Raw genomic sequence first — 20298 nt, 5'->3', positions numbered from 1 at the left:
CCCACCACCGGAACGAGATGTCAGGAGCTCGGCGGCGAGCTGGACGCCGATGCCCTGCGCGCCCGGCGGCGGATCAAGAGCCATCCGCCGCCCGCGACCACCGCACCCACACCGACACCGGCCGCGACGAGCAGCACCGAAGACGTGCGGTCGTCGGCGTCCTGCGGCACCGTGACGGCCACGTTGGTTGTCGCGTTCGTCGCCTTTGCCTGGACCGTGGTCTTGCCCGACGACGGCAGCGCGACGTACGGGAAACTGCTGGAGAACGACGCGTCGTTGACATCGACCGCGTCACCGGCAGCGAGCGCCTCGACCGGTTTGCCAGTCTGCGCCGCGCCCACCATCGCCTGCAGCGCGATGTCGACCACGTCGTCGCTCAGCCGCCGGCCGTTCGGGAATCCCTGGAGATCGCCGCCGATCACGCCGAGCCGGTTGGGCTGGGCGGTCACCGGCACCGACATGTTCAAACGCAACATCTCCGAGGGCTGGAACGCGGCCGCCTGCGCGTCGGCGTTGAGGATCTGCGAGTTCAGGTCGGCCTGGATGGGCGGGGCGCTGCCGTCCAGGGTCGGCGCCTTCTTCGCGATCCCGGTCAGGAAGATCTCCACGAGGTCGTTGCGCGGGGCCGTGGGTGCGGGCACCTTGTACAGCGACTCGATCAACTTCGGCAGCTCGGGATCGGTGACCCGCTGGACGACCTCTGGAATCGTCGCGTCCCTGCTCGGTGACAACCCGTTGAACGCGTCCTTCAGCCCGACCGGGACGACAACTTCGTTCACCAGCGGGTTGCCCAGCCGCGACACCTGCACGAAGTCACCGATCGAGGTCGCGGCGCCCGGGCTCAGTTGCAGCGAGCGGCGCTCGGTGTCGCTCCACACCCCGACCACGGGGTTGCGCGCCGGGTCGCCACGCAGCGCGAGATCGCGCTTCGGCACCTGGAGGACGACGGTGTTGACGTTGTACCCGGCGAGCGTGTCGGTACCGACCTCGGACAGATCACCGCCGTAGAGCAGGTCGAAAACCCGCAGATCGAGGAAGAAGGGGTCCTCCGCGGCGCCGACGTAGACCGAGCCGCCGCCCGGCAGATTCGCGGTCGCCTCCTTGCGCAGCCGACCGTAGTCCGGCATCGAAGCCGGACCGGTGAACGACGGAGCCGCCTGACCGTGCGCGATCGGCCGCCAGTCGTTCACGCCCTGACTCACCGACACCGTGTAGTTCTGCCGGAACAGCAGGTTCTCGTCCTTCAGTCCGGTGACCGGGCCGTTGTTGAACAGGAACGTGCTGCCACCGCGCCGATCCTCGGTCGCGAAGGTGATCCGATAGGTGATGTCTGGCTTTCCGTTGCCGTCGTTGTCGATGTTGATGTCGTAGTTGGCGTCGGTGGCCCACGGGTAGAAGTTCGGGCCACCGTTGGGCTCCTGTAACCCGAACCAGTTGGCGACGAGCGTCACCGTGTCCGGATTGTCGGGGCTGACGAACGCGTAGACGTCCGTGTTGTCCACCGCCGGATCGGCGGCGACCAGGGGAGCCTCGCGGTGGCTGGAGGCGCCCGCGGATTGCAGCGCGGGGCCTGCGGCCGTGCTGAGCGCGATAGCACCTACACCCACGAGAATGCCTGCGGCACGAGCGCCGCGGCGGAGTGGACGGGACATGAGTTTCCTTCGACGAGTGCGATGATGCTGCGCCGGAGCGCAATCGGACACGGCTCGACGATGAATCGGCAGTCGAGGCAACGCATTTCACGTGAACCGCCGATGACCGGTGTTCGTGTTCGTCAAGACCGTGCCGTCAATGGTGCGCGCCGACCCGTCCGGGCCACATCGGTCGATCGACCTATCTCGGATGGCCTCGCCTGCGTCCGGCCGCCGAAGCAGAACCGCCACTGCGCCGCGACCGACCGGCCAGTTCGGCGCTGCCCGCGCGCAGGGGCTCGGTCCCGGTGTCCAGCTGGGCCGCCCCGGCGACCAGCTGATCGATGTAGGTGGCCAGGGCGCGGGAGCCGTCGACGAGTTGCACGGCTCCCTGCCCGGGCCTGTGCGGAACCGGCGGCGAGACCGTCGAGTCCGGTGGCCAAGGCCCGAGCCCCGTCGTTCAGCTGCGTCGCGCCGCCGGACAGCCGTTGCACGTCGGGCCGCGCCGCGCGAGCTGCCCTGCCGCCGAGCCGAGCCGGTCGCTCAGGATGCCGAGCTGCCCGTTGACCGAGGCTTCCTGGATGGGGCGCCCAGCGGCCGGGAGATCGACCGGACCGAAGCCACACCGGGGAGCCGGGAGATCCCGGTGGCGAGCGTTTCCAGCCCGGCGTAGTCGCGAGAGCTGCGCATGTCGTGGTCGGACCGGATGTACACGGAGATCGGCAGCAGCTCGTTTGCCGGGCAATGCCCCGCAGTGGCGGCATAGCCGCGGTCGCTCGGAGTGTCGGACGGCTGGGTGGCGCGCTCGTCGTAGCTGATGGCCAGTCGGCACCATCGCGACTCGTCGGCGAACGTGGCGCTCGGCTCGGTTAGGTCGGCTGAAAGCCCCTGCGGTCGTGAAATATTCGCCGCAGTGGCACGCAAGGCGTCCACCGAGCGCGTGTCCTGGGTGGTGCCGGTGTCGCCGACCAACCGGACCTGCCTGCTCATGTCGAGCAGCGCCCTGGACACGGGGGTATCCTGCGGGACCATCGGGTACGAATGCTCGAAGATTGCTAATTCCAGCTGCGGCACAGCGAGATTCAGGATGTCAGCAGTTAGCAGCCAGATCGCCGCCACAGGGTGGCGGCAGCGCAGCACCAGTGCGCCGAGTCGGTCGAGTAGGCCGGTTCGCATCCGACTCTCTCCACACATCCGCGACGACCATGTGTCGAGCTGGCTCAAGACCGAGAATCTCGTATTACCAACCCTTTTGAAAGCCATTGCGAATTCGATAGTACGCCTGGAGTTAGAACATCCTGGACCGCAGGCCAATTGGCGGACGATAGCGGCAGCGAACGAGCCGCGCAAGGGATTAAGGGCGACAAGCCAACTCTCCTCATCTCGAGGAGAGTTCACAAGACTTGAAGAACGTGCATGTAGCACTTAAAAGCTCTGTGCTACTTAGAGATTCATGTTAGGTCCGTCCCAGCCAGCAAGAACCCTCGCCGGGAGATCGCTCCACCAGCTCGGAGGCGATCCACGCCCGTCCGGACTCGCGATCGACCGGTCGCTGTCTGGGTTGCGTTGTCTTTCAAGCTGTTACATACTTGCCCACCTGTATCGATCGCCATGAAAAGTTCCTGTCATTTTCAACGAGCGCTCAGTTGTGTTGTGGGGTAGCCTCTTCCGCTATGTCGAGGGATGAAGATCTGGTTGCGTTGATGGGAAAGCTGAACGACGGACGGGACGCATCGGCGGTGGGGCAAGACTGTGTGGGACGACTACGTATTGCGTGACGATCCACGCGCGTACGCGGACGAGCGCCCGAGCGATCCGGACGGGGTGCTGGTTGTGGATGGGACCGGATACTCGAAGAACGTAATGAAATCGCCTGGGGCGCAACCATCTACCTCAGGAAGAGCCGCCATGCGCGTCGAGTACTGTCGGCTCGGCGATCTGCGCACAGGAGGCGTGGCCGCTACGCCGCGCAACCGGCCCAACTCGACGATCACCGGCTGCCCATGCGATGATTACCGTGTCGCACACGCCGTTTCACACGCATCGACACAGCTCGGCCGCGGTTTCGGAGCCGAACGACCGCGGATGTCCGAATGGGCGGTAACCCCGCAACCGACCGGCCCGTGGACCACTCCCGGCGGCTGGAGCCGCCCGCAACTCGCTCGGCGCGCACTGACGCCGAATCTCAATGGCGAGCACGAAATCGCTACTACCTTCGCTGCACATCCGCCCGGACAAGCGACGACGACCGCACGGCGTCACGGTGGCAGTGTCGCCGCACGCTGCCGGACAGCCACCTCGTAAGTAACTCGACGCCCGCCAGGCCGCTGGTGCCTGTCGCATGCCCGACTCCGCCGCCGTTACGACACCGAAGGAGCCCTCCGCCCATGGATAATCCCACGTCACCGTCAGGACATCAGCAGGAAGAGCGCTTGGTGGCGGCCGTGTCCGGACGGTCCGGCACCACGCACGCGGTCGTGGACAGCCGGGCGCGTGGCACCGCCCCGGCGTCGAACGGACATGCCGGCACCACCGACACCGTGGCCCAGGATGTGGCGGTGGACCAGGTCGACGCCCAGCCCATCGCGCCGACCTATCAGCCGGCGATGGTCACCGAGCGCATGCGCGAAATCCTGGTTACCGGAAGCGATTTCGACGATATCTACCGTCATGTCCTGGCCGCTCCCGGTAAACGGGTCCGCGCCCGCCTGGTGCTGGACTGCCACCGCCTGTTGCCCTCGGCCGAGTCCACATCCGTGCCCGACGCCGTCGACCTGGCCTGCGCGATGGAGATGTTCCACGAGTCGTCGCTGATCCACGACGACATCTGCGACAGTTCTCTGCTGCGCCGCGATTCCCCCTCGGTACCGGCATTGTTCGGCATCCGGACCGCCGCCCGCGCCGGATTCCATATGGCGGGCACCGCATTACAAGTGTTGGCGCGGGTACTCGAGGACAATCCCGTGGTCTGCGCACACCTCGGTGAGGCTCCCGGCGTCACCTATCTGGACCGCATCTCGGATCTCTCGGCCGGGCAGCTCGTGGAGATCATGGCGCCCGACGTCGACGATGCCGCGCTGCGCAGGCACTACGAGGTCGTCGCGGGCGCGAAGACCGGCACGCTGTTCCGGCTGGCCTGCACGTACGGCGGCACGGCGGGCGGCGTCGACCACGACCGGCTGCGGGTCCTGATGCAGTACGCCGAGCAGTTCTCGCTGGCCTTCCAGATCATGGACGACGTGCGCGACGTCGAGGGCGATCCCGCGCTGGGCAAGGAGGCCTGCGGCGACCTCGACCGCCGTGTGCCGACCTGGCCGGTGATCGAATGGCTGGCGATCCGGCCCGATGCTCGCGAAATGTGGCTCTCCGAAGAGACTTCCAGCGCCGAACTGCAAGCCGACCTGGTGCGCAGCGGAGCGACCAAGGCCGCGCACGACGCCGCGATCCGTGCCGCCGAGACGGCGTGCGAAGCCCTCGAAGTGTTCCCGCCCACCCCCGCGCGGGACGACCTGCGCGACCTAGCGCTACAGGTGGTGTCCCGATGATCGGACGACGACTCGGCATTCTCGCCCACGGGCTGCGGAATCTGCGCCGCGCACCCGACCTCGCCGCGCTGCGGGCAGCAGGCTCACCGGACGAACTGGCCCGGCTGGCACTGATTCCTGCAGCCAGGAACATGGGCATCGCCATCGGTTTCCTCACCCCGGAGCTGCGGGCCGAGGCCACCGCGGCCCTGCTGGCCTGCCGGGTGCTCGACGCCTACGAGGACCTGATCGACCGTCCGCTGGCAGGCAGCGCGGTGCGGACCGCGGCCGAGTATCTCACCGGCAGCACCGACACCCCGCCGCCACCGCCGGACCGGGTCACGGTGCGCGACAGCGAAGCCGTGGATTTGGTACTGGCAGAACGTATTCGGGACATTCGGGCGCTGGTGGCGGCGCTTCCCGTCGCGGGACGAGAACGGGTGGGCAGGCTGCTGCTCGATATCGGCGATGTCATGGCCCGCAACCTCGATTCCCCCCTGTCGCGGGTGGTCTACGGCGAAGGCGTGCTCGGCCGGGTGACGCACTACGCGTGTTCGCTGGCCGCCCCGGAGGCCTGTGCCGAGGACGATTTGCGCGAACTGGCCGCCTGCGTCGGTGTCATCGCCCAGTCCGCCAACGACCTGCGCGACAACGAAATGGCGCTCTACGGTGTCGCCGACCGCAAGGAACTGACCCAAGTGGTGATGCTGCGGCTGCTGGCGCCCGCGCTGGGTGGGTTCGCCCTGCTGGCCCGGCTCGGTCCGCACACCCCGAGCGCGGGCGCCCGGGCGGCGATGGCGTACATGACCATCACCACAACCGGTTTCCTCTGCACCGCCGTCGGCGCCCCGGTGCCCTACCGGCGGCCGGTCGGCGCGACCGCGCTGGCCGCCTGCTCACCCGCCTACTGGACCAAGATGGTCGAGCGGGTGCAGCGAGCCGCCGACGAGGCGATCCACCGGGTGCTCGACGCCTCGCCCGAACTCGGTACCGGTTCCGACGCCGCGGCGGAGTTGCTCGGCTCGGTCGACCCGCGTTCGCTGTCGCCCTCGATGGTGCCGCTGATCGTCGACACCACCTTCGCTCTCGTCCGGTCGCTGCCGGAAGAACCGCTGACGGGCAGGCTTTCCGCCGCCGACATCCGCACCATGATGATCGCCGACCACTTGGCCTTCGGCGCACTGGAGCGGCTGCCACCCCACAGCGCCGACGCGATGCGGGCGCTCGCCACGAATTTCCAACTCGCCGCCCTCGAAACGACAACCCCTGGAGATCGCCCGTGACCAGCGCGTCAACCCATTCCGCAGGAACGCCCGACACCGATACCCGAGGAGATCGACTATGACCACCGTGCCCACCCGTCCCGGCGACGGAACGCCAGCGGCGTCCGACCAACCGCCGTTCAGCCGCCGGGTGCTGAAACTCGAGCACCCGGCGAATGTCGGCCCGCTGCTGCACATCGTGGCCTGGGTCGTGCTGCTGTCCTTCGGCCTGTTCGTCCCCGCCGCCACGAACTGGTACCTCGCCGTTCCGCTGATCATCCTGCTGACCCTGCTGAACTTCTCGCTCACCATCGGCGTGATGCACATGCACACGCACCGTGCGCTGTTCGTGTCGCGCAGGATGAACCGGTTCGTGGACATCATGTGCTGTCTGCCCGCCACGCTGACCTCGGCGGAGATGCGCGAGGTGCACGTGCTCAACCATCACCGGTTCAACGACGGACCGGGCGATGTGACCTCCACCGAGGGCATGGAGCGCGGGCTGGGCGCCGTATGGTACTGGATCAGATACGGCACCATCGTCAAGAACCACACGATGCGAATGATCTTCGCCGCCAACCCGTCCGAAGGTAGGCGCAAGCGCCGCCACCAGTTCGTCTTCGACCTCACGCTGGCCTTGGTGCTGCCGGTGGGCATCTGGTACGCCGCGGGCTTCGAACGCTTCGCGCTGTTCTGGGCCCTTCCGTTCCTCATCACCCAGGTGAACTCCGGATACTTCGCCTGGCTGACGCACGCCCCGGCGCGGGTGTTCGAGGACGACCCGAGCAAGTCGCTGAACACGGCGGGTAACTGGCTGAACTTCTTCATCTTCAACCAGGGCTACCACAGCGTGCACCACCGTTACCCGGGCGTGCACTGGAGCCAGATCCCCGACAAGCTCGACTTCATGCGGCAGGTCGACGCCGCCGTCATCGTGCCCTACTGGATGACGATCAACTCGGCGTGGCGCCTGGCGCGCACTGATGGCTTCCTGACCGCGCCTTACGGTGAGCGGTGGAAGACCAAGCTGGACAAGCGGATGGAGGAGGGCACGGTCCGCATGCGGTTCCTGCCCTGGTTCGCATGGATCTGACCACCACGCGGCATTCGGTTCGGGGCGCGCTGACGGACCGCCGCCGGCTCGTCCCGTTCCTGCTGGCCTTCGGCGTGTACGGCGTCGCAGGGGTGACCGTGCCCCTGATGCTGCTGTTCGCCGGGGGCTGGTGGCTGCCGAAGACCGTCGACGAAGGACCGCACCTGGCGACCGGTCCCGCGCTCGCGATCGACGTCCTGCTGATCGCGCTGTTCGGCTTGCAGCACTCGGGCATGTCGCGGCCCGCGTTCAAGGCGTTCATCACCCGCTGGGTGCCGGAGGCTTTGGAGCGGACCGTCTACATCGTGATGGTCTGCCTGGTCATGTGGTTGCTCTGCCTGGCTTGGCAGCCGCTGCCGCAACGGATCTGGTCGGCCGACGGCGTCGTCGGGATCGCGCTCGACGCCGGATTCTGGCTCGGCTTCGTGCTGGTCTACGCGGCCACCCTGCTGCTCAACCACTTTCACCTGCTCGGCATCAGCCAGGCATACCGCCACTACGTGATCCAGGTGCCCGACGCGACCATGGACCGCCTGCAGGTGCACGGGCCCTACCGCCTGGTGCGCCATCCGCTGATGACCGGCCTGCTGCTCTCCTTCTGGTGCGCGAGCGACATGACGGCCGGGCATCTGCTGTGGGCGGTGGGAATGACCGGCTACATCCTGCTGGGCACCTTCCTGGAGGAGCGCGACCTCGTCGCTCGCTTCGGCGCGGCGTACCGTGCCTACGCCGCACAGGTACCCGCCTTCTTCCCCTCGCCGCTCGGCCCCTCGGCGCGGGCAAGTCTCCGCCAGACCCTTTTCCGCCGTTCGGATCAGCAGCTGTGACGGCCGATTCGCCCTCGGCCTGAACGGATTTCGCACTACAGCGCAGACCGTCCACTGTCGCCGCACGCCGAAGTGTCCAGCGGCTGCGCACCGTCCGCCACCGCGTGTCCCCATCCGGGAACACGCCGGTGGGCCCTGCTCGAGTTTGGAGATGAACCGACGTGAACAGCGATCGCGTTCGCGAGGACAGCAGACCCACGGCCGCGGGGCCGGGGGGAGGGCGCGGCACCGGTCGCGCCCATGGCAAGGCGATCCTGCTCGGCGAGCACACGGTGGTGCACGGCACGCCCGCCATCGCGTTTCCCTTGCCCGCGCTGTCGGCGCGCGCGGTCGCTCGCCGGGCGGATGCGTCGCAGGAGGGCGAATCCTCTGCGGGACAGCACTTTCGATTCGTCGCGGGTGACGTCGTCACCCCGGAGCGCGCGTCGTCCGGTGCGCACGTCGCGGTCGAGGAGGCGTTGCGGCGGTGGGGTCTGGCCGGTGCGGCGGTCGAGGTCGCGCTCGACTGCGAGATCCCGCCCGCACGCGGCCTTGGATCCAGTGCCGCGTGCGCGGCGGCCGCGGTGCGGGCGGTCGCCGACCTCTACGACCGGACCATCGACTCCGAAGCGCTCTACGAGTTGGTGCAGTGCGGCGAGCAGTTCGCACACGGCCGGGCCAGCGGCGTGGACGCCAGCACCGCGGTGGCGACCGGACCGATCTGGTTCCGGGCGGGTGCGGCGCGCGGGCTGGCCGTCGGACTCGACGCCACCCTGGTGATCGCCGACACCGGGGTGCGGGGCGCCACGCAGCATGCGGTCGCGGCCGTCCGCGGCAAGCTGGAGGCCGATCCACCGGCGGCCCGGCGGCTGCTGGAACGCGCGACGGACCTGGTCGAGTCGGCCACGGCGGATCTCGCGGCCGGTGACGCCGCGTCGCTGGGCAAGGCGCTGCTCGAATTCCAGGATCTGCTGGCCGAACTCGGCGTCAGCACACCCGAGATCGACACCCTCGTCACCGCGGCACACGACGCGGGCGCGTACGGCGCGAAACTCACCGGCGGCGGCCTCGGCGGATGCGTCCTCGCCCTCACCGACACCGGCGACGCCGCCGCGACAGTGCGTGCGGCGCTGCGCCGGGCCGGCGCGGCGAAGACCTGGATCGTCCCGGTCCGAGACGCACAGCAATGACCGATTCCCGATTCCCCTCGATACCGGAGTTCGAGACACGCCAATGACATTCACACCTGGAGCAGAGCTGGCCGATCCGCTCGCGGATCGACGCGGCGACGACGCGGCGACCGCTGTCGCGCATCCGAACATCGCCTTGGTGAAGTACTGGGGCAAGCGGGACGAGTCGTATTTCCTTCCCGTCACGGGAAGCCTGTCGATGACACTCGACATCTACCCGACCACGACAACGGTGCAGTTGAGTGCGGAACCTGCCGACACGGTCGTGCTCAACGGCCGCCAGGCGGTCGGCGAGGCGTACACCAGGGTGGCGCGCTTCATGGATCTGGTGCGCGCGCGGGCAGGCCGCGAAGAACACGCCGCGGTCGTCTCCACCAACGCCGGGCCGACGGGCGCGGGTCTGGCCTCCTCCGCGAGCGGCTTCGCGGCGCTGGCCGTCGCGGCGGCCGCCGCCTACGGGCTCGACGCGGATCCCCGTGCGCTGTCGCGGCTGGCTCGACGGGGGTCGGGATCGGCCTGCCGGTCCCTCTTCGGGGGCTTCGTGGTGTGGCATGCGGGGGAGGGCGACGGCGACGCGGGGGATGCGACTTCCTACGCCGAACCGATCGACGGCGACGCGCTCGATCCGGCTCTGGTGGTCGCCGTGGTCGACAACGCGTCGAAGGCCGTGTCGAGCCGGGAGGCGATGCGGCGGACCTGCGACACCTCGCCCTTTTACCTGCCGTGGGCCGAGGCGTCCAGGGTCGACCTCGAGGAGATGCGCAAGGCGATCGAGCGCCGCGATCTGCCCGCGGTCGGGGAGATCGCCGAGCGCAACGCCCTGGGGATGCACGCCAGCATGCTGCTGGCCAGGCCGTCGGTCCGATACCTTTCGCCGCAGTCGGTCGCGATCCTGGATCGTGTGCTGGCGCTGCGCGCGGACGGCATCGCCGCGTACGCGACCATCGACGCCGGACCGAACGTCACCGTGCTGTGCGCCCGCGCCGACGAGCAGCGGGTGATCGCCGCCCTGCGGGAAGCAGGCGACGTCATCGACCTTCCGGTGGCGCATCTCGGTCCCGGCGCGGCCCTCGTCCCGGACGGCGAACGATGATCATCTGTCGCGCCCCGGGCAAACTGTTCATCGCAGGCGAGTACGCCGTCGTCGAGCCGGGGCGCCACGCGGTGCTCACCGCGGTCGACCGCTACGCCACCGCCGCGGTGGTGGCGGCCGGTGCCGAGGGCACGACGCTGCATTCGGATCTCGACGGTGGCGTGACGCTGTCCTGCGGGCGCGTCGGCGGCCGACTGGTCCCGTCGACCGCCGATGGCATTGTGCCGCCGAACTTCACCTACGTTTTCGCGGCGGCCGCGATCATCGAACAACTGCTCGTCGAGCGCGGTATCGGGGCGCGTTCCTACCGGCTGAGCATCGGCACCGACCTCGCCGACGAGGATGGCAGAAAGCTCGGCCTCGGTTCCAGCGCGGCCGTCACGGTGGCCACCGTCGCGGCGCTGGGGCGGTTTCACCGGCTCGATCTGAGCCCGATGGACCGCTACCGACTGGCGATGCTTGCCACCGTTTCGATCAACCCGCGCGCCTCCGGCGGCGACGTCGCGGCGAGCACCTGGGGCGGCTGGATCGCCTACTGTTCCCCCGACCGGCAACGGGTCTCCGAGCTGGCGAGGGAGAGCGGGGTGGACGCCGCACTCCGTGCGCCATGGCCCGGGCTGTCGGTGCGCCCGCTGCCCACACCGACGGGACTCGCGATGCAGGTCGGCTGGACCGCCAAGCCCGCGTCGACACCGACAATGGTCGCCGGGCTCGGCGACAGCCGCCGGAAGCTCGGCGCGCACGCCGATTTCGTGTCGCGCAGCGACCATTGCGTCCAACGGCTCACCGCCGCGCTGGAGGCCGACGACTCGCTCGGCATTCGAACCGAAATCGACTGTGCCCGACAGCTTCTCCTCGACCTCGACGCAACAGCCCAGTTGGGCATCATGACGCCGTCGTTGCGTGCGCTGTGCGAGGCGGGCGAGGCGGTCGGCGCTGCGGCCAAACCCTCCGGCGCGGGCGGCGGCGACTGCGGCATCGCGCTCATCGACCGCACCCGCCGCGCGGCGATCACCGAACTCACCGGCCGCTGGGTCGCCGCGGGCATCCGGCCGCTGTCGCTGCGGACACATCCATTCGAAGGGGATCGCCGATGACCGCGAGCCGCAAGGACGATCACGTTCGCCACGCCGTGAGTCAGCAGCGCGACGCGGGCCGCAACGACTTCGACTCGGTGACCTTCGTGCACCACGCCCTCGCGGGCATCGACGGCGGCGACGTGTCATTGGCCGTCGACGTCATCGGCAAGCGGTGGGACACACCGCTGTTCGTCAACGGCATGACCGGAGGCAGCCAGCACACCGGAGAGATCAACCGGCAGCTGGCCATCGCCGCCCGGGAGACCGGAATTCCCATCGCGTCCGGGTCGATGAGCGCCTACTTCCGCGATCCCTCGGTCGCCGACACCTTCCGTGTGCTGCGTCAGGAGAATCCGCACGGCTTCGTCATGGCGAACGTCAACGCCACCGCGACGCTGGACGAGGTGCGGCGAGCGATCGATCTGCTGGAAGCCGACGCGCTCCAGATCCACCTCAACGCGGTCCAGGAGATCGTGATGCCCGAAGGGGACCGGTCTTTCCGGTCATGGGGGCACCAGATCGAGCGGATCACCGCCAATACTCCCGTGCCGGTGATCGTCAAAGAAGTCGGGTTCGGTCTCAGCAGGCCCACCGTCGCCTGGCTGCGTGAGGCGGGCGTGGCCGTGGCCGATGTCGGCGGCCGCGGCGGCACCAATTTCGCGCGCATCGAGAACGATCGGCGGCCCACGGCGGACTTCTCCTTCCTGGAGAACTGGGGTCAGTCCACGCCCAACTGCCTGGTGGATTGCGCGGGCATCACCGGCATCGATCTCTTCGCCTCGGGCGGCATCCGCTCACCGCTCGACATCGCCCGCGCATTGGCGTTGGGCGCCAACGCGACCGGGGTGGCGGGCCGCTTCCTCGAGACGCTCGTCAGCCACGGCACCGACGCCTTGGTGGCGATGATTCGCACCTGGCTCGATCAGCTGCGGCAGATCCTCACCGTGCTCGGCGCATCCACGCCTGCGGACCTGGCCGGTAGCGATCTGCTGATCACCGGCGACGTGGCCGCGTTCTGCCGGCTGCGCGGTATCGACCCGGCCTCCTATGCCCACCGGAACCTCTGGTGGAACGAATCGGACAGAAGGAGTCACCCATGAACGACTCGGAATTCGCGGCGGTGCCGCTGCGGTGGGTCGGCCCCCTGCGCATTACGGGCAACACCGTCGACGACAGTGTCGACGTCCCGCTGGCCACCTACGAATCGCCGCTGTGGCCGTCGGTCGGTCGCGGCGCGCGGATTTCCACGCTGACCGAGAAGGGCGTGGTGGCGACCCTCGTCGACGACCGCATGACGCGCTCGATCCTGCTCGAGGCCGACGACGCCTACACCGCCCACACCACCGTCACGCAGATCGAAGCCCGCTTCCCCGAACTACAGGAGGTGGCCGCGGGCAGCAGCCGGTTCGCCCACCTCATCGACCTGCACCACCAGATCACCGGCAACCTGCTGTTCCTGCGCTTCGAATTCACCACCGGCGACGCCTCCGGCCACAACATGGTCACTCTCGCCTGCGACCACCTGATGAACCACATCCTGGTCACGCAGCCCGGCATGCGGTATGTCTCGATCTCCGGAAACTACTGCACGGACAAGAAGGCGACCGCGGTCAACGGGATCCTCGGCCGCGGCAAGAACGTCGTCACCGAACTGCTCATCCCCCGTGAAGTGGTCGAGAAGCGACTGCACACCACCGCTCGCCAGGTGGTGGAGCTGAACATCCGCAAGAATCTCATCGGAACCCTGCTTGCGGGCGGAATCCGTTCCGCCAACGCGCATTACGCCAATATGCTGCTGGCCTTCTACCTGGCCACCGGCCAGGACGCCGCGAACATCGTGGAAGGGTCCCAGGGCATCACCCACGCCGAGGACCGCGAGGGCGACCTCTACTTCTCGTGCACACTGCCCAATCTCATTCTCGGGACGGTGGGCAACGGCAAGCACCAGAGCTTCGTCGACGAGAACCTGACCCGCCTGGGTTGCCGCGCGGATCGCGATCCCGGCGACAACGCTCGGCGGCTCGCCGTCATCGCCGCGGCCACGGTGCTGTGCGGCGAACTGTCGCTGATGGCGGCACAGACCAACAGCGGCGAATTGATGCGCGCCCATACCCAATTCGAACGGTCCACCGTAAGCAACGGAGTACAGCCATGACCATGACGCCGGTAGGAATCCACGACCTTTCCTTCGCGACCACTCACTACGCACTCGACCACGGGGTGCTCGCCGAGCGCCTCGGCGTCGATCCCGACAAGTTCTACCTCGGCATCGGCCAGGAGAAGATGAGCGTCGCCGCCGCCGACGAGGACATCGTCACCATCGCCGCGGCCGCTGCCAAGCCCATCCTCGACCGCCACGGCATCGACAACATCCGCACCGTGCTGCTGGCCACCGAAAGCGGTGTCGACCAATCCAAGGCGGCAGGCCTCTACCTCCACCCGCTGATCGGCCTGCCGAACACCGCCCGCGTCGTCGAGCTCAAGCAGGCCTGCTACGGCGGCACGGCCGGGCTGCAATTCGCCGCCGGGCTGATCGCCCGCGATCCGTCGCAGCGAGTGCTCGTCATCGCCGCCGACGTCGCCAAATACGAGCTCGACACCCCCGGTGAACCGACCCAGGGCGCCGCCGCGGTCGCGATGCTCGTCAGCGCGAATCCGGCGATCCTGCAACTGGAACCGCAGTCCGGGATCTACAGCGCCGACATCATGGATTTCTGGCGGCCGAACTATCGCACCGCCGCCATGGTCGACGGCAAGACCTCCGTCAACGCCTACCAGAAGGCCACCCAGGAAGCCTGGACCGACTACCGGCGCAATGGGGGACGCGATCTGACCGAGTTCGCCGCGTTCTGCTATCACCAGCCGTTCACCAAGATGGCCTTCAAGGCGCATCGCCACCTCCTGGAAAGCCAGGGGCACACCGCCGAACCCGCCGAGATCGACGCCGCGATCAACGCCACGACCATCTACAACCGCACGGTCGGCAACAGCTACACCGCGTCGCTCTACCTCGGTCTGGCCTCGCTGCTCGACCACGCCGACGACCTGACCGGGCAGCCGCTCGCCTTCATCAGCTACGGATCGGGCAGCGTCGCCGAATTCTTCAGCGGCACAGTGCAGCCCGGCTACCGCGACCACCTGCGCACCGACGCCAACCGGGACGCCATCGACACGCGCATCGCGCTCGACTACGACCGCTACCGGGTGCTGCACGAAACCGAGTCGCCGTCGGACGGGATGTATCACGCCATTCCGGAGGAGACGGGTCGCCCGTTCCGGCTGGCCGCGATCTCCGGCCACAAGCGCATCTACGAAGCCCGATGAGGTCCGGTATGAGTCAGAGCATCACCAATGGGCACACCCAGGACACTTCTCGGCGGCACGCACGTGTCGTCATCATCGGCAGCGGGCTGTCCGGGCTCGGCACGGCCGTGCGGCTGAGCCAGGAGGGATACACCGATTTCCTGGTCCTCGAGCGTGGCGAAGACGTGGGCGGCACCTGGCGGGTCAACACGTATCCCGGTGCGGGCTGCGATGTTCCGTCCCAGCTGTACTCGTACTCGTTCGCGCTGAATCCGGAGTGGTCGCGGTCGTTCTCGCCGCAGCCGGAGATCCAGCGGTACATCCAGGGCATCGCCGACCGGTACGGGGTGCGCGACAAGCACATCTTCGACTGTGCGATGACGGCCGCCCGGTGGAACGACGCGGACAGCCGATGGGAGATCGACACCACGCGCGGCGCGTTCACGGCCGACATCGTCGTCTCCGCGGCCGGGGTGCTCGCGGAGCCGAAACTCCCGGACATCAAGGGAATTCACACCTTCGAGGGAGAGATCTTCCATTCGGCGCAGTGGGATCACGACGCCGATCTGGCGGGTAAGCGGGTCGCCGTCATCGGCACGGGCGCCTCGGCCGTGCAGGTCGTGCCGTCCATCGCGCCAGAGGTCGCGCACCTCGACGTGTACCAGCGCAGCGCCGCATGGGTATTCCCGCATCTCACCCGCACGTACCTGGCGCCGGAGCGATTCGCCTTCAAACACGTTCCTGGGCTACAGCGGTTGATCCGTGGGCTGATCTACGCGAACCGCGAACTGTTCGTCATCACCCAAGCCAAGTACCCGGCGACGGCGCGGCTGCTCGAGGTGATCGCGCGCGTGAAGTTGTGGTGGGAGGTCCGTGATCCCGCGCTGCGCAAGCGGCTCACCCCCACCTTCCGCGCGGGATGCAAGCGCCTGCTGGTCTCGAACAAGTTCTATCCGGCGCTGACGCGCGACAATGTCGACCTCGTCACCGACGGCATCGAAGAGATCCGCGGGCGCTCGATCGTGTCGAACGACGGCACCGAACGCGAGGTCGACGCGATCGTGCTGTGCACCGGCTTCCACGTCGCCGATTCGCCGACATACAGCATGTTCACCGGCCGGGACGGGCGCACCCTGTTCGAGGAGTTCGAAACCGACGGACTGCAGGCATACAAAGGCACGACCGTCGCAGGCTTCCCGAACGCCTTCACCATGCTCGGCGCCAACTCCGGGCTGAACTACACCTCGCTGATCTATGTCATCGAATCCCAGATCGCCTATGTCATCGACGCTCTCGCGACGATGGACAAGCAGGGCCTGCGGACGTTCGAGGTTCGGCAGGACGTGCAGGACGAGTACAACCGCGCTGTGCAGCGGAAGATGGCCCGCGGCGTGTGGCTCACCGGCGGTTGCACCAGCTGGTTCCTGGACCGGCACGGAAACAACCCTGTGCTGTGGCCGGATTTCAGCTTCCGGTTGCGGCAGTTGCTGCGGAAGTTCGATGTGGAGAACTACGAGACGACTGATCGCGTTGCGGCACAGGATGCTTCGACAGTCGTCACCGCGCCCGCAGAGATTTCCGCCAACGGGAACGGTGTCCACGATCCGGCGGGTCAGAAGCTGGCGTAGTGACGCCGCGGTTCGCCGAGCGCGCCTGCCCGTAGGTTTTTCGATACGGGCGGCCGCGAGGTGAGTCGACGTGGGGTCGGCTCCGACCGTGTGCGTGCGATCGGCGGGAAGTCGCGCGGTCAGTGCTTGGACTTCTTCGGCTTCTTCTTGTACTTCGGCTTGTCGTGGTCCGGTTCCCACTCGTAGCCCGGCACACCCTGTTCGCAGTACGAGTTCTCGACGACCACGTCACCTCGGTCCAGCTCGCACCAGCGTTCGGTGCGTGAGCAGGCGGTGGCGCTCGCGCCGGCGAGCACGGTGAGCGCGAGAACAGCGGCGGCGGTGGAAGTTCGGGTGGTCATTCGTCCTCGTATCCACAGGTCGGGGTGTGCATGGTCCGTGGTTGCCCTCGGCGCCGATCAGCCGGCGCCGGTCGAGCACGTTCCTCACGGTATTCGATCGGCCGGACTTGCACCCTTCGCGTTGCCTGATTCGCTGAGCAGATAGGCGCGAAATACGCGCGGGGCGTAGTAGACGGCGCTTTGCTCGGTGCGCCGATGCCGAGCCGCCCGACGGCGTCACTCAGAACGCGAAACGGTTCAGCACGTCGTAATTTCTGGCCGATGTCGCGGACATCAGCCGGTACAGCAGCCGCAGCGGCGCGGAGGGGATCCTTGTGTAGTTCGCCAGCGCGGCGGTCTGTTCGAGGAAGCGAAGTCGCGGGCTCCAGCGCTCCAATTCGCGGACGTCACGGATGCCCCAGGTGACGATGCCTTTGCTGAACACCTTCGACAGGCGTGGGCCTGCCGGCGACAGTGTGTCGAAAAGGAGCTCTCCGTTCGAGAATCGATCCGTCAGACGCTTGATCAGCGCGCGCACCTCGTCCTCGTGCAGGTACATGAGCAAGCCTTCGGCGACGATCAACGCGGGCCGGTCGGCCGGAGTCTCGTCGAGCCAGCCGGGGTCCGTCACCGAAGAGCCGATCATCCGGTAGCCGTCGCGATCGTCGTACAGCTTGCGCCGCAGCTCGATGACCTTCGGCTGGTCCACGTCGAACCACTGCACGTCCTGCGGCGGATGCAGCCGGAACGCCCTGGTGTCCATTCCGCACCCGAGATGCAGCACCACGGCGTTCGGATGGCGGCCGAGGAAGTCCGCGCTCCAGTCGTCCAGCGTGGCCGCTCGCAGGGCGACCAGCCACTGGTTCGCCCACGGCTGCATGTACCGGCGCATCTTGGCCCAGTCGTAGTCGATCCGGTCCACCGCCTCCGCCGCCGCGTCGTCACCGAGAATTGTTCGCGACGAACGACTTTCGCAGGCTCGCAGATAGAGTGTGGCGAGGTTCGTCCACTCCACCGACCCCCACCGCACGTCGCCGAAATCGAGCTTGCCCTCCTGCGTCATCAATGCCTCCTTGGTGTGCTGTACTCGATCGTGTCCTGACCTGTCGTGAACGAGCTGATGTTTCGACCGAAGGGTTCTTCCACATGAGCATTACCACCTGTTACCTTCACGCGGCCGGACCGGCGCGGCACAAGGTCACCGGTGATGTTCATCTGTTGCTGTGCGTAGAGAACGGTTGCGTCGGTAAAACGAGTGACGACTTGCCCGTAGGGGCCTAGCCTTACCGGCATCGGACCGTGCCACGGTCCGGTCGTACCGTTGAGGACACACCGAATGATCACCGAAACGATTCCCATGTGGACCTCCCAGCGAACGCTGGTGTCCCTGCGCGATGTGCTCCAGTTGTTCCCGCCGAACAACTGGCGGTGGACGGTCGAGGACTTCGACGGGGTGTTCGGATTCCCCACTGACATCACCTGGGCCCAGTTCCAGGAGATGGTGGCCGCCGGGGCAGTGGCATTCGACTGGAACGGAATCCAACAATTCGCCGACGGCGTAGATCAGATGATCGCTGGCCGGATCGTCGCGACCGATGAGAACAACACCGCCGTGGTACAGCTGGACGCGTTCGACAGCACCGAATACGAGATCGTCATCGATCCTGCCTGGAGCGGCGCGGCTGCGCTGGTTTCCGCTGTCCGTTCCGGACTGGTGCCCCACCGCCGAACACCGTAGGGCGTGCCTCAGCCCGCGACCCGAACCCCCACAACGCCGTGGCCTATGGGCGTTTTCGCAGGTCCACACGACCCGGCAGCACCATGGGGATGTCGTTCTTCCAGTCGATCTTCCGCTTGGCGGCGCGCACCACGCGACTGCGGGCAGCCAGATCATGCACAGCACGGCGCTTTCCGACAGGAACCGCCGCGAGGAAGAAGCTCGCGATCAGCGTGAGCAGGCCGAGCACGGAGATCACCTCGAGGATGTCCGATTCGGGATTCGACCCGGACAAGGACATGAAAACGAACGGCAGGAAGATGATCAGCATGCGAGACGCCGCTGGCAGCAACTCCAGCCTAGTACTGCAACGGCAGTCAGTTGGTTAGTGTGCTGGGGTGGTTGTGGATGTTGTTGCAGCGGAGTTGGATTCGTTGCATGCCAGGATCGGTGGCCGGTTCACGCGGGTGGAGCCGCGGGGTCGGGCTCGGCAGTATGTGACGGGGTTGGTGGCCGGGCTCGAGCGTAAGAACGGGTGGACGCTGGCCGAGCGGGCAGGTGAGGTGAGCCCGGATGGGATGCAGCGGTTGTTGCGGTGGGCGGACTGGGATATCGACGGTGTCCGTGACGATGTTCGCTCCTATGTGGCCGAGCGGCTCGGCGACGAGGACGCGGTGCTGATTGCTGATGACACCGGGTTCCTGAAAAAGGGTGTCCGTTCGGCCGGGGTGCAACGCCAGTACTCCGGCACGGCCGGGCGCACCGAGAACTGTCAGATCGGAGTGTTTCTGGCGTATGCGTCCCGGCGCGGGCATGCGCTGGTGGACCGAGAGTTGTATCTGCCCGAATCATGGACCGAAGACCGTCCCCGTTGCCGGGCCGCCGGGATCCCCGATGAGGTGGAGTTCGCGACCAAGCCGCGACTGGTGATGGCCATGCTCGCGCGGACCTTGGCCGCGAAGGTGCCGTTTCGTTGGTTCACCGCCGATGAAGCCTACGGTGCGGTGAAGTATCTGCGGTTCTGGCTCGAACAGCACGATATCGCCTACGTGCTGGCCACCCGCCGAAACGACACCCTGGTCACGACCGGGTGGACCCAGGCGCGCGCCGACGAACTCGTCGCCGCGCTACCGGCCAGGGCATGGCAGCGGATCTCTGCCGGTGCTGGTGCGCACGGTCCACGCGACTACGACTGGGCCCGTGTCCCTATCCGTGTTCTCTGGGAACCCGGCCGCGGTCACTGGCTGCTGGCGCGACGCAGCATCTCCAACCCCGCCGAGATCGCGTATTACGTCTGCTATGGACCGCGCCGGTCCACGATCGCTGATCTGGCGTGGATCGCCGGGGCTCGCTGGCGGATCGAGGAGTGTTTCCAGCAGGCCAAGAACGAAGCTGGCCTCGACCATTACCAGGTCCGCAGCTGGCGGGCCTGGTATGCCCACATCACCTTGTCCATGCTCGCTCTGGCCTGGCTCGCAGGATCCAAAGCTGTTGCGATAAAAGGGGAATCAGCGACAGAGATCAAAACATGATCGCCCTCACGCTACCGGAAATCCGGCGCCTGACCATCGCTCTGGCCCTACCCACCCTCCACTGCACCCGCCAGGTCTGGGCGTGGTCGAACTGGCGCCGCCGACGACAACACCAAGCCC

19 protein-coding genes and 1 pseudogene are annotated in these 20298 nt (G+C 67.4%); 13 read left to right on the top strand and 7 right to left on the bottom strand.

Annotation, left to right across the window (positions count from 1 at the left end):
* Positions 1 to 20 precede the first annotated feature (20 nt).
* From AC3EO7_RS27955 to AC3EO7_RS27940, 4 genes and pseudogenes are all read right to left on the bottom strand, one after another.
* Positions 21 to 1652 (bottom strand): DUF4331 domain-containing protein, encoded by a 1632-nt coding sequence (locus tag AC3EO7_RS27955; protein WP_435592858.1) that lies wholly within the window; start codon positions 1650 to 1652, stop codon positions 21 to 23.
* 181 nt (positions 1653 to 1833) lie between these two features.
* A complete protein-coding gene (locus AC3EO7_RS27950; protein ID WP_435592857.1) occupies positions 1834 to 2016 on the bottom strand; it encodes a hypothetical protein in 183 nt (60 codons plus the stop codon).
* 37 nt (positions 2017 to 2053) lie between these two features.
* A pseudogene (locus AC3EO7_RS27945) lies at positions 2054 to 2125 on the bottom strand (hypothetical protein); the annotation flags it as partial.
* Positions 2126 to 2174: 49 nt separating this feature from the next.
* Positions 2175 to 2807, bottom strand: coding sequence for an MMPL family transporter (locus AC3EO7_RS27940; protein ID WP_435592856.1), 633 nt, complete (start codon positions 2805 to 2807; stop codon positions 2175 to 2177).
* A gap of 1211 nt (positions 2808 to 4018) precedes the next feature.
* Here AC3EO7_RS27940 and AC3EO7_RS27935 point away from each other — a divergent pair.
* The 11 genes from AC3EO7_RS27935 (at position 4019) to AC3EO7_RS27885 (ending at position 16609) form a co-directional block, all read left to right on the top strand.
* On the top strand, positions 4019 to 5176 hold the full coding sequence (locus tag AC3EO7_RS27935) for a polyprenyl synthetase family protein (protein WP_435592855.1): 1158 nt from the start codon (positions 4019 to 4021) through the stop codon (positions 5174 to 5176).
* Positions 5173 to 6438, top strand: a complete 1266-nt coding sequence (locus tag AC3EO7_RS27930; protein ID WP_431971953.1) for a hypothetical protein — start codon at positions 5173 to 5175, stop codon at positions 6436 to 6438. The genes AC3EO7_RS27935 and AC3EO7_RS27930 overlap by 4 nt, the downstream gene beginning before the upstream one ends.
* Positions 6439 to 6496: 58 nt before the next feature.
* Complete coding sequence (locus AC3EO7_RS27925) at positions 6497 to 7510, top strand: fatty acid desaturase (RefSeq protein ID WP_431971954.1); 1014 nt, start codon at positions 6497 to 6499, stop codon at positions 7508 to 7510.
* Positions 7501 to 8337, top strand: coding sequence for a methyltransferase family protein (locus tag AC3EO7_RS27920; protein ID WP_435592854.1), 837 nt, complete (start codon positions 7501 to 7503; stop codon positions 8335 to 8337). Before AC3EO7_RS27925 ends, AC3EO7_RS27920 begins: the two co-directional genes overlap by 10 nt.
* Positions 8338 to 8498: 161 nt before the next feature.
* A complete protein-coding gene (gene mvk / locus AC3EO7_RS27915) occupies positions 8499 to 9506 on the top strand; it encodes a mevalonate kinase (protein WP_435592853.1) in 1008 nt (335 codons plus the stop codon).
* Between the two features lie 43 nt (positions 9507 to 9549).
* Positions 9550 to 10599, top strand: a complete 1050-nt coding sequence (gene mvaD / locus AC3EO7_RS27910) for a diphosphomevalonate decarboxylase (protein ID WP_431971957.1) — start codon at positions 9550 to 9552, stop codon at positions 10597 to 10599.
* The gene (locus tag AC3EO7_RS27905; RefSeq protein WP_431971958.1) at positions 10596 to 11696 is read left to right on the top strand and encodes a phosphomevalonate kinase; all 1101 of its coding nucleotides are present in this window, start codon (positions 10596 to 10598) and stop codon (positions 11694 to 11696) included. The genes mvaD and AC3EO7_RS27905 overlap by 4 nt, the downstream gene beginning before the upstream one ends.
* Positions 11693 to 12778, top strand: a complete 1086-nt coding sequence (fni, locus tag AC3EO7_RS27900; protein WP_435592852.1) for a type 2 isopentenyl-diphosphate Delta-isomerase — start codon at positions 11693 to 11695, stop codon at positions 12776 to 12778. The genes AC3EO7_RS27905 and fni overlap by 4 nt, the downstream gene beginning before the upstream one ends.
* Complete coding sequence (locus AC3EO7_RS27895; RefSeq protein ID WP_431971960.1) at positions 12775 to 13833, top strand: hydroxymethylglutaryl-CoA reductase; 1059 nt, start codon at positions 12775 to 12777, stop codon at positions 13831 to 13833. The genes fni and AC3EO7_RS27895 overlap by 4 nt, the downstream gene beginning before the upstream one ends.
* A 2-nt stretch (positions 13834 to 13835) precedes the next feature.
* Positions 13836 to 15002 carry a hydroxymethylglutaryl-CoA synthase gene (locus tag AC3EO7_RS27890; protein ID WP_431972025.1) on the top strand — a complete coding sequence of 389 codons (1167 nt, stop codon included), beginning with the start codon at positions 13836 to 13838 and terminating at the stop codon, positions 15000 to 15002.
* A gap of 8 nt (positions 15003 to 15010) precedes the next feature.
* On the top strand, positions 15011 to 16609 hold the full coding sequence (locus AC3EO7_RS27885; RefSeq protein ID WP_431971961.1) for a flavin-containing monooxygenase: 1599 nt from the start codon (positions 15011 to 15013) through the stop codon (positions 16607 to 16609).
* Positions 16610 to 16728: 119 nt separating this feature from the next.
* Here the strand turns inward: AC3EO7_RS27885 and AC3EO7_RS27880 are convergent, their stop codons facing one another.
* A complete protein-coding gene (locus AC3EO7_RS27880) occupies positions 16729 to 16950 on the bottom strand; it encodes a hypothetical protein (protein WP_431971962.1) in 222 nt (73 codons plus the stop codon).
* A gap of 220 nt (positions 16951 to 17170) precedes the next feature.
* Complete coding sequence (locus AC3EO7_RS27875) at positions 17171 to 17992, bottom strand: class I SAM-dependent methyltransferase (RefSeq protein ID WP_435592851.1); 822 nt, start codon at positions 17990 to 17992, stop codon at positions 17171 to 17173.
* Positions 17993 to 18265: 273 nt separating this feature from the next.
* Between AC3EO7_RS27875 and AC3EO7_RS27870 the strand changes: the two genes are divergently transcribed.
* On the top strand, positions 18266 to 18667 hold the full coding sequence (locus tag AC3EO7_RS27870; RefSeq protein ID WP_435592850.1) for a hypothetical protein: 402 nt from the start codon (positions 18266 to 18268) through the stop codon (positions 18665 to 18667).
* Between the two features lie 43 nt (positions 18668 to 18710).
* Here AC3EO7_RS27870 and AC3EO7_RS27865 read toward each other — a convergent pair whose 3' ends face one another.
* Positions 18711 to 18977, bottom strand: a complete 267-nt coding sequence (locus AC3EO7_RS27865; protein ID WP_435592849.1) for a hypothetical protein — start codon at positions 18975 to 18977, stop codon at positions 18711 to 18713.
* Between the two features lie 67 nt (positions 18978 to 19044).
* Between AC3EO7_RS27865 and AC3EO7_RS27860 the strand changes: the two genes are divergently transcribed.
* Entirely contained in the window at positions 19045 to 20178 is a 1134-nt protein-coding gene (locus AC3EO7_RS27860) for an IS701 family transposase (protein WP_435592848.1), read from the top strand.
* Positions 20179 to 20298 lie beyond the last annotated feature (120 nt).

This window comes from Nocardia sp. bgisy118 (assembly GCF_057708605.1).
This window is presented reverse-complemented; position numbering and strand designations above follow the sequence as displayed.

Bases quoted from the DNA above. Each gene is read 5' to 3' on its own strand.
- AC3EO7_RS27955 (WP_435592858.1), bottom strand. From the start codon at position 1,652: ATGTCCCGTCCACTCCGCCGCGGCGCTCGTGCCGCAGGCATTCTCGTG.
- AC3EO7_RS27940 (WP_435592856.1), bottom strand. From the start codon at position 2,807: ATGCGAACCGGCCTACTCGACCGACTCGGCGCACTGGTGCTGCGCTGC.
- AC3EO7_RS27935 (WP_435592855.1), top strand. From the start codon at position 4,019: ATGGATAATCCCACGTCACCGTCAGGACATCAGCAGGAAGAGCGCTTG.
- AC3EO7_RS27930 (WP_431971953.1), top strand. From the start codon at position 5,173: ATGATCGGACGACGACTCGGCATTCTCGCCCACGGGCTGCGGAATCTG.
- AC3EO7_RS27925 (WP_431971954.1), top strand. From the start codon at position 6,497: ATGACCACCGTGCCCACCCGTCCCGGCGACGGAACGCCAGCGGCGTCC.
- AC3EO7_RS27920 (WP_435592854.1), top strand. From the start codon at position 7,501: ATGGATCTGACCACCACGCGGCATTCGGTTCGGGGCGCGCTGACGGAC.
- mvaD (WP_431971957.1), top strand. From the start codon at position 9,550: ATGACATTCACACCTGGAGCAGAGCTGGCCGATCCGCTCGCGGATCGA.
- AC3EO7_RS27905 (WP_431971958.1), top strand. From the start codon at position 10,596: ATGATCATCTGTCGCGCCCCGGGCAAACTGTTCATCGCAGGCGAGTAC.
- fni (WP_435592852.1), top strand. From the start codon at position 11,693: ATGACCGCGAGCCGCAAGGACGATCACGTTCGCCACGCCGTGAGTCAG.
- AC3EO7_RS27895 (WP_431971960.1), top strand. From the start codon at position 12,775: ATGAACGACTCGGAATTCGCGGCGGTGCCGCTGCGGTGGGTCGGCCCC.
- AC3EO7_RS27890 (WP_431972025.1), top strand. From the start codon at position 13,836: ATGACGCCGGTAGGAATCCACGACCTTTCCTTCGCGACCACTCACTAC.
- AC3EO7_RS27885 (WP_431971961.1), top strand. From the start codon at position 15,011: ATGAGTCAGAGCATCACCAATGGGCACACCCAGGACACTTCTCGGCGG.
- AC3EO7_RS27880 (WP_431971962.1), bottom strand. From the start codon at position 16,950: ATGACCACCCGAACTTCCACCGCCGCCGCTGTTCTCGCGCTCACCGTG.
- AC3EO7_RS27875 (WP_435592851.1), bottom strand. From the start codon at position 17,992: ATGACGCAGGAGGGCAAGCTCGATTTCGGCGACGTGCGGTGGGGGTCG.
- AC3EO7_RS27870 (WP_435592850.1), top strand. From the start codon at position 18,266: ATGATCACCGAAACGATTCCCATGTGGACCTCCCAGCGAACGCTGGTG.
- AC3EO7_RS27865 (WP_435592849.1), bottom strand. From the start codon at position 18,977: ATGCTGATCATCTTCCTGCCGTTCGTTTTCATGTCCTTGTCCGGGTCG.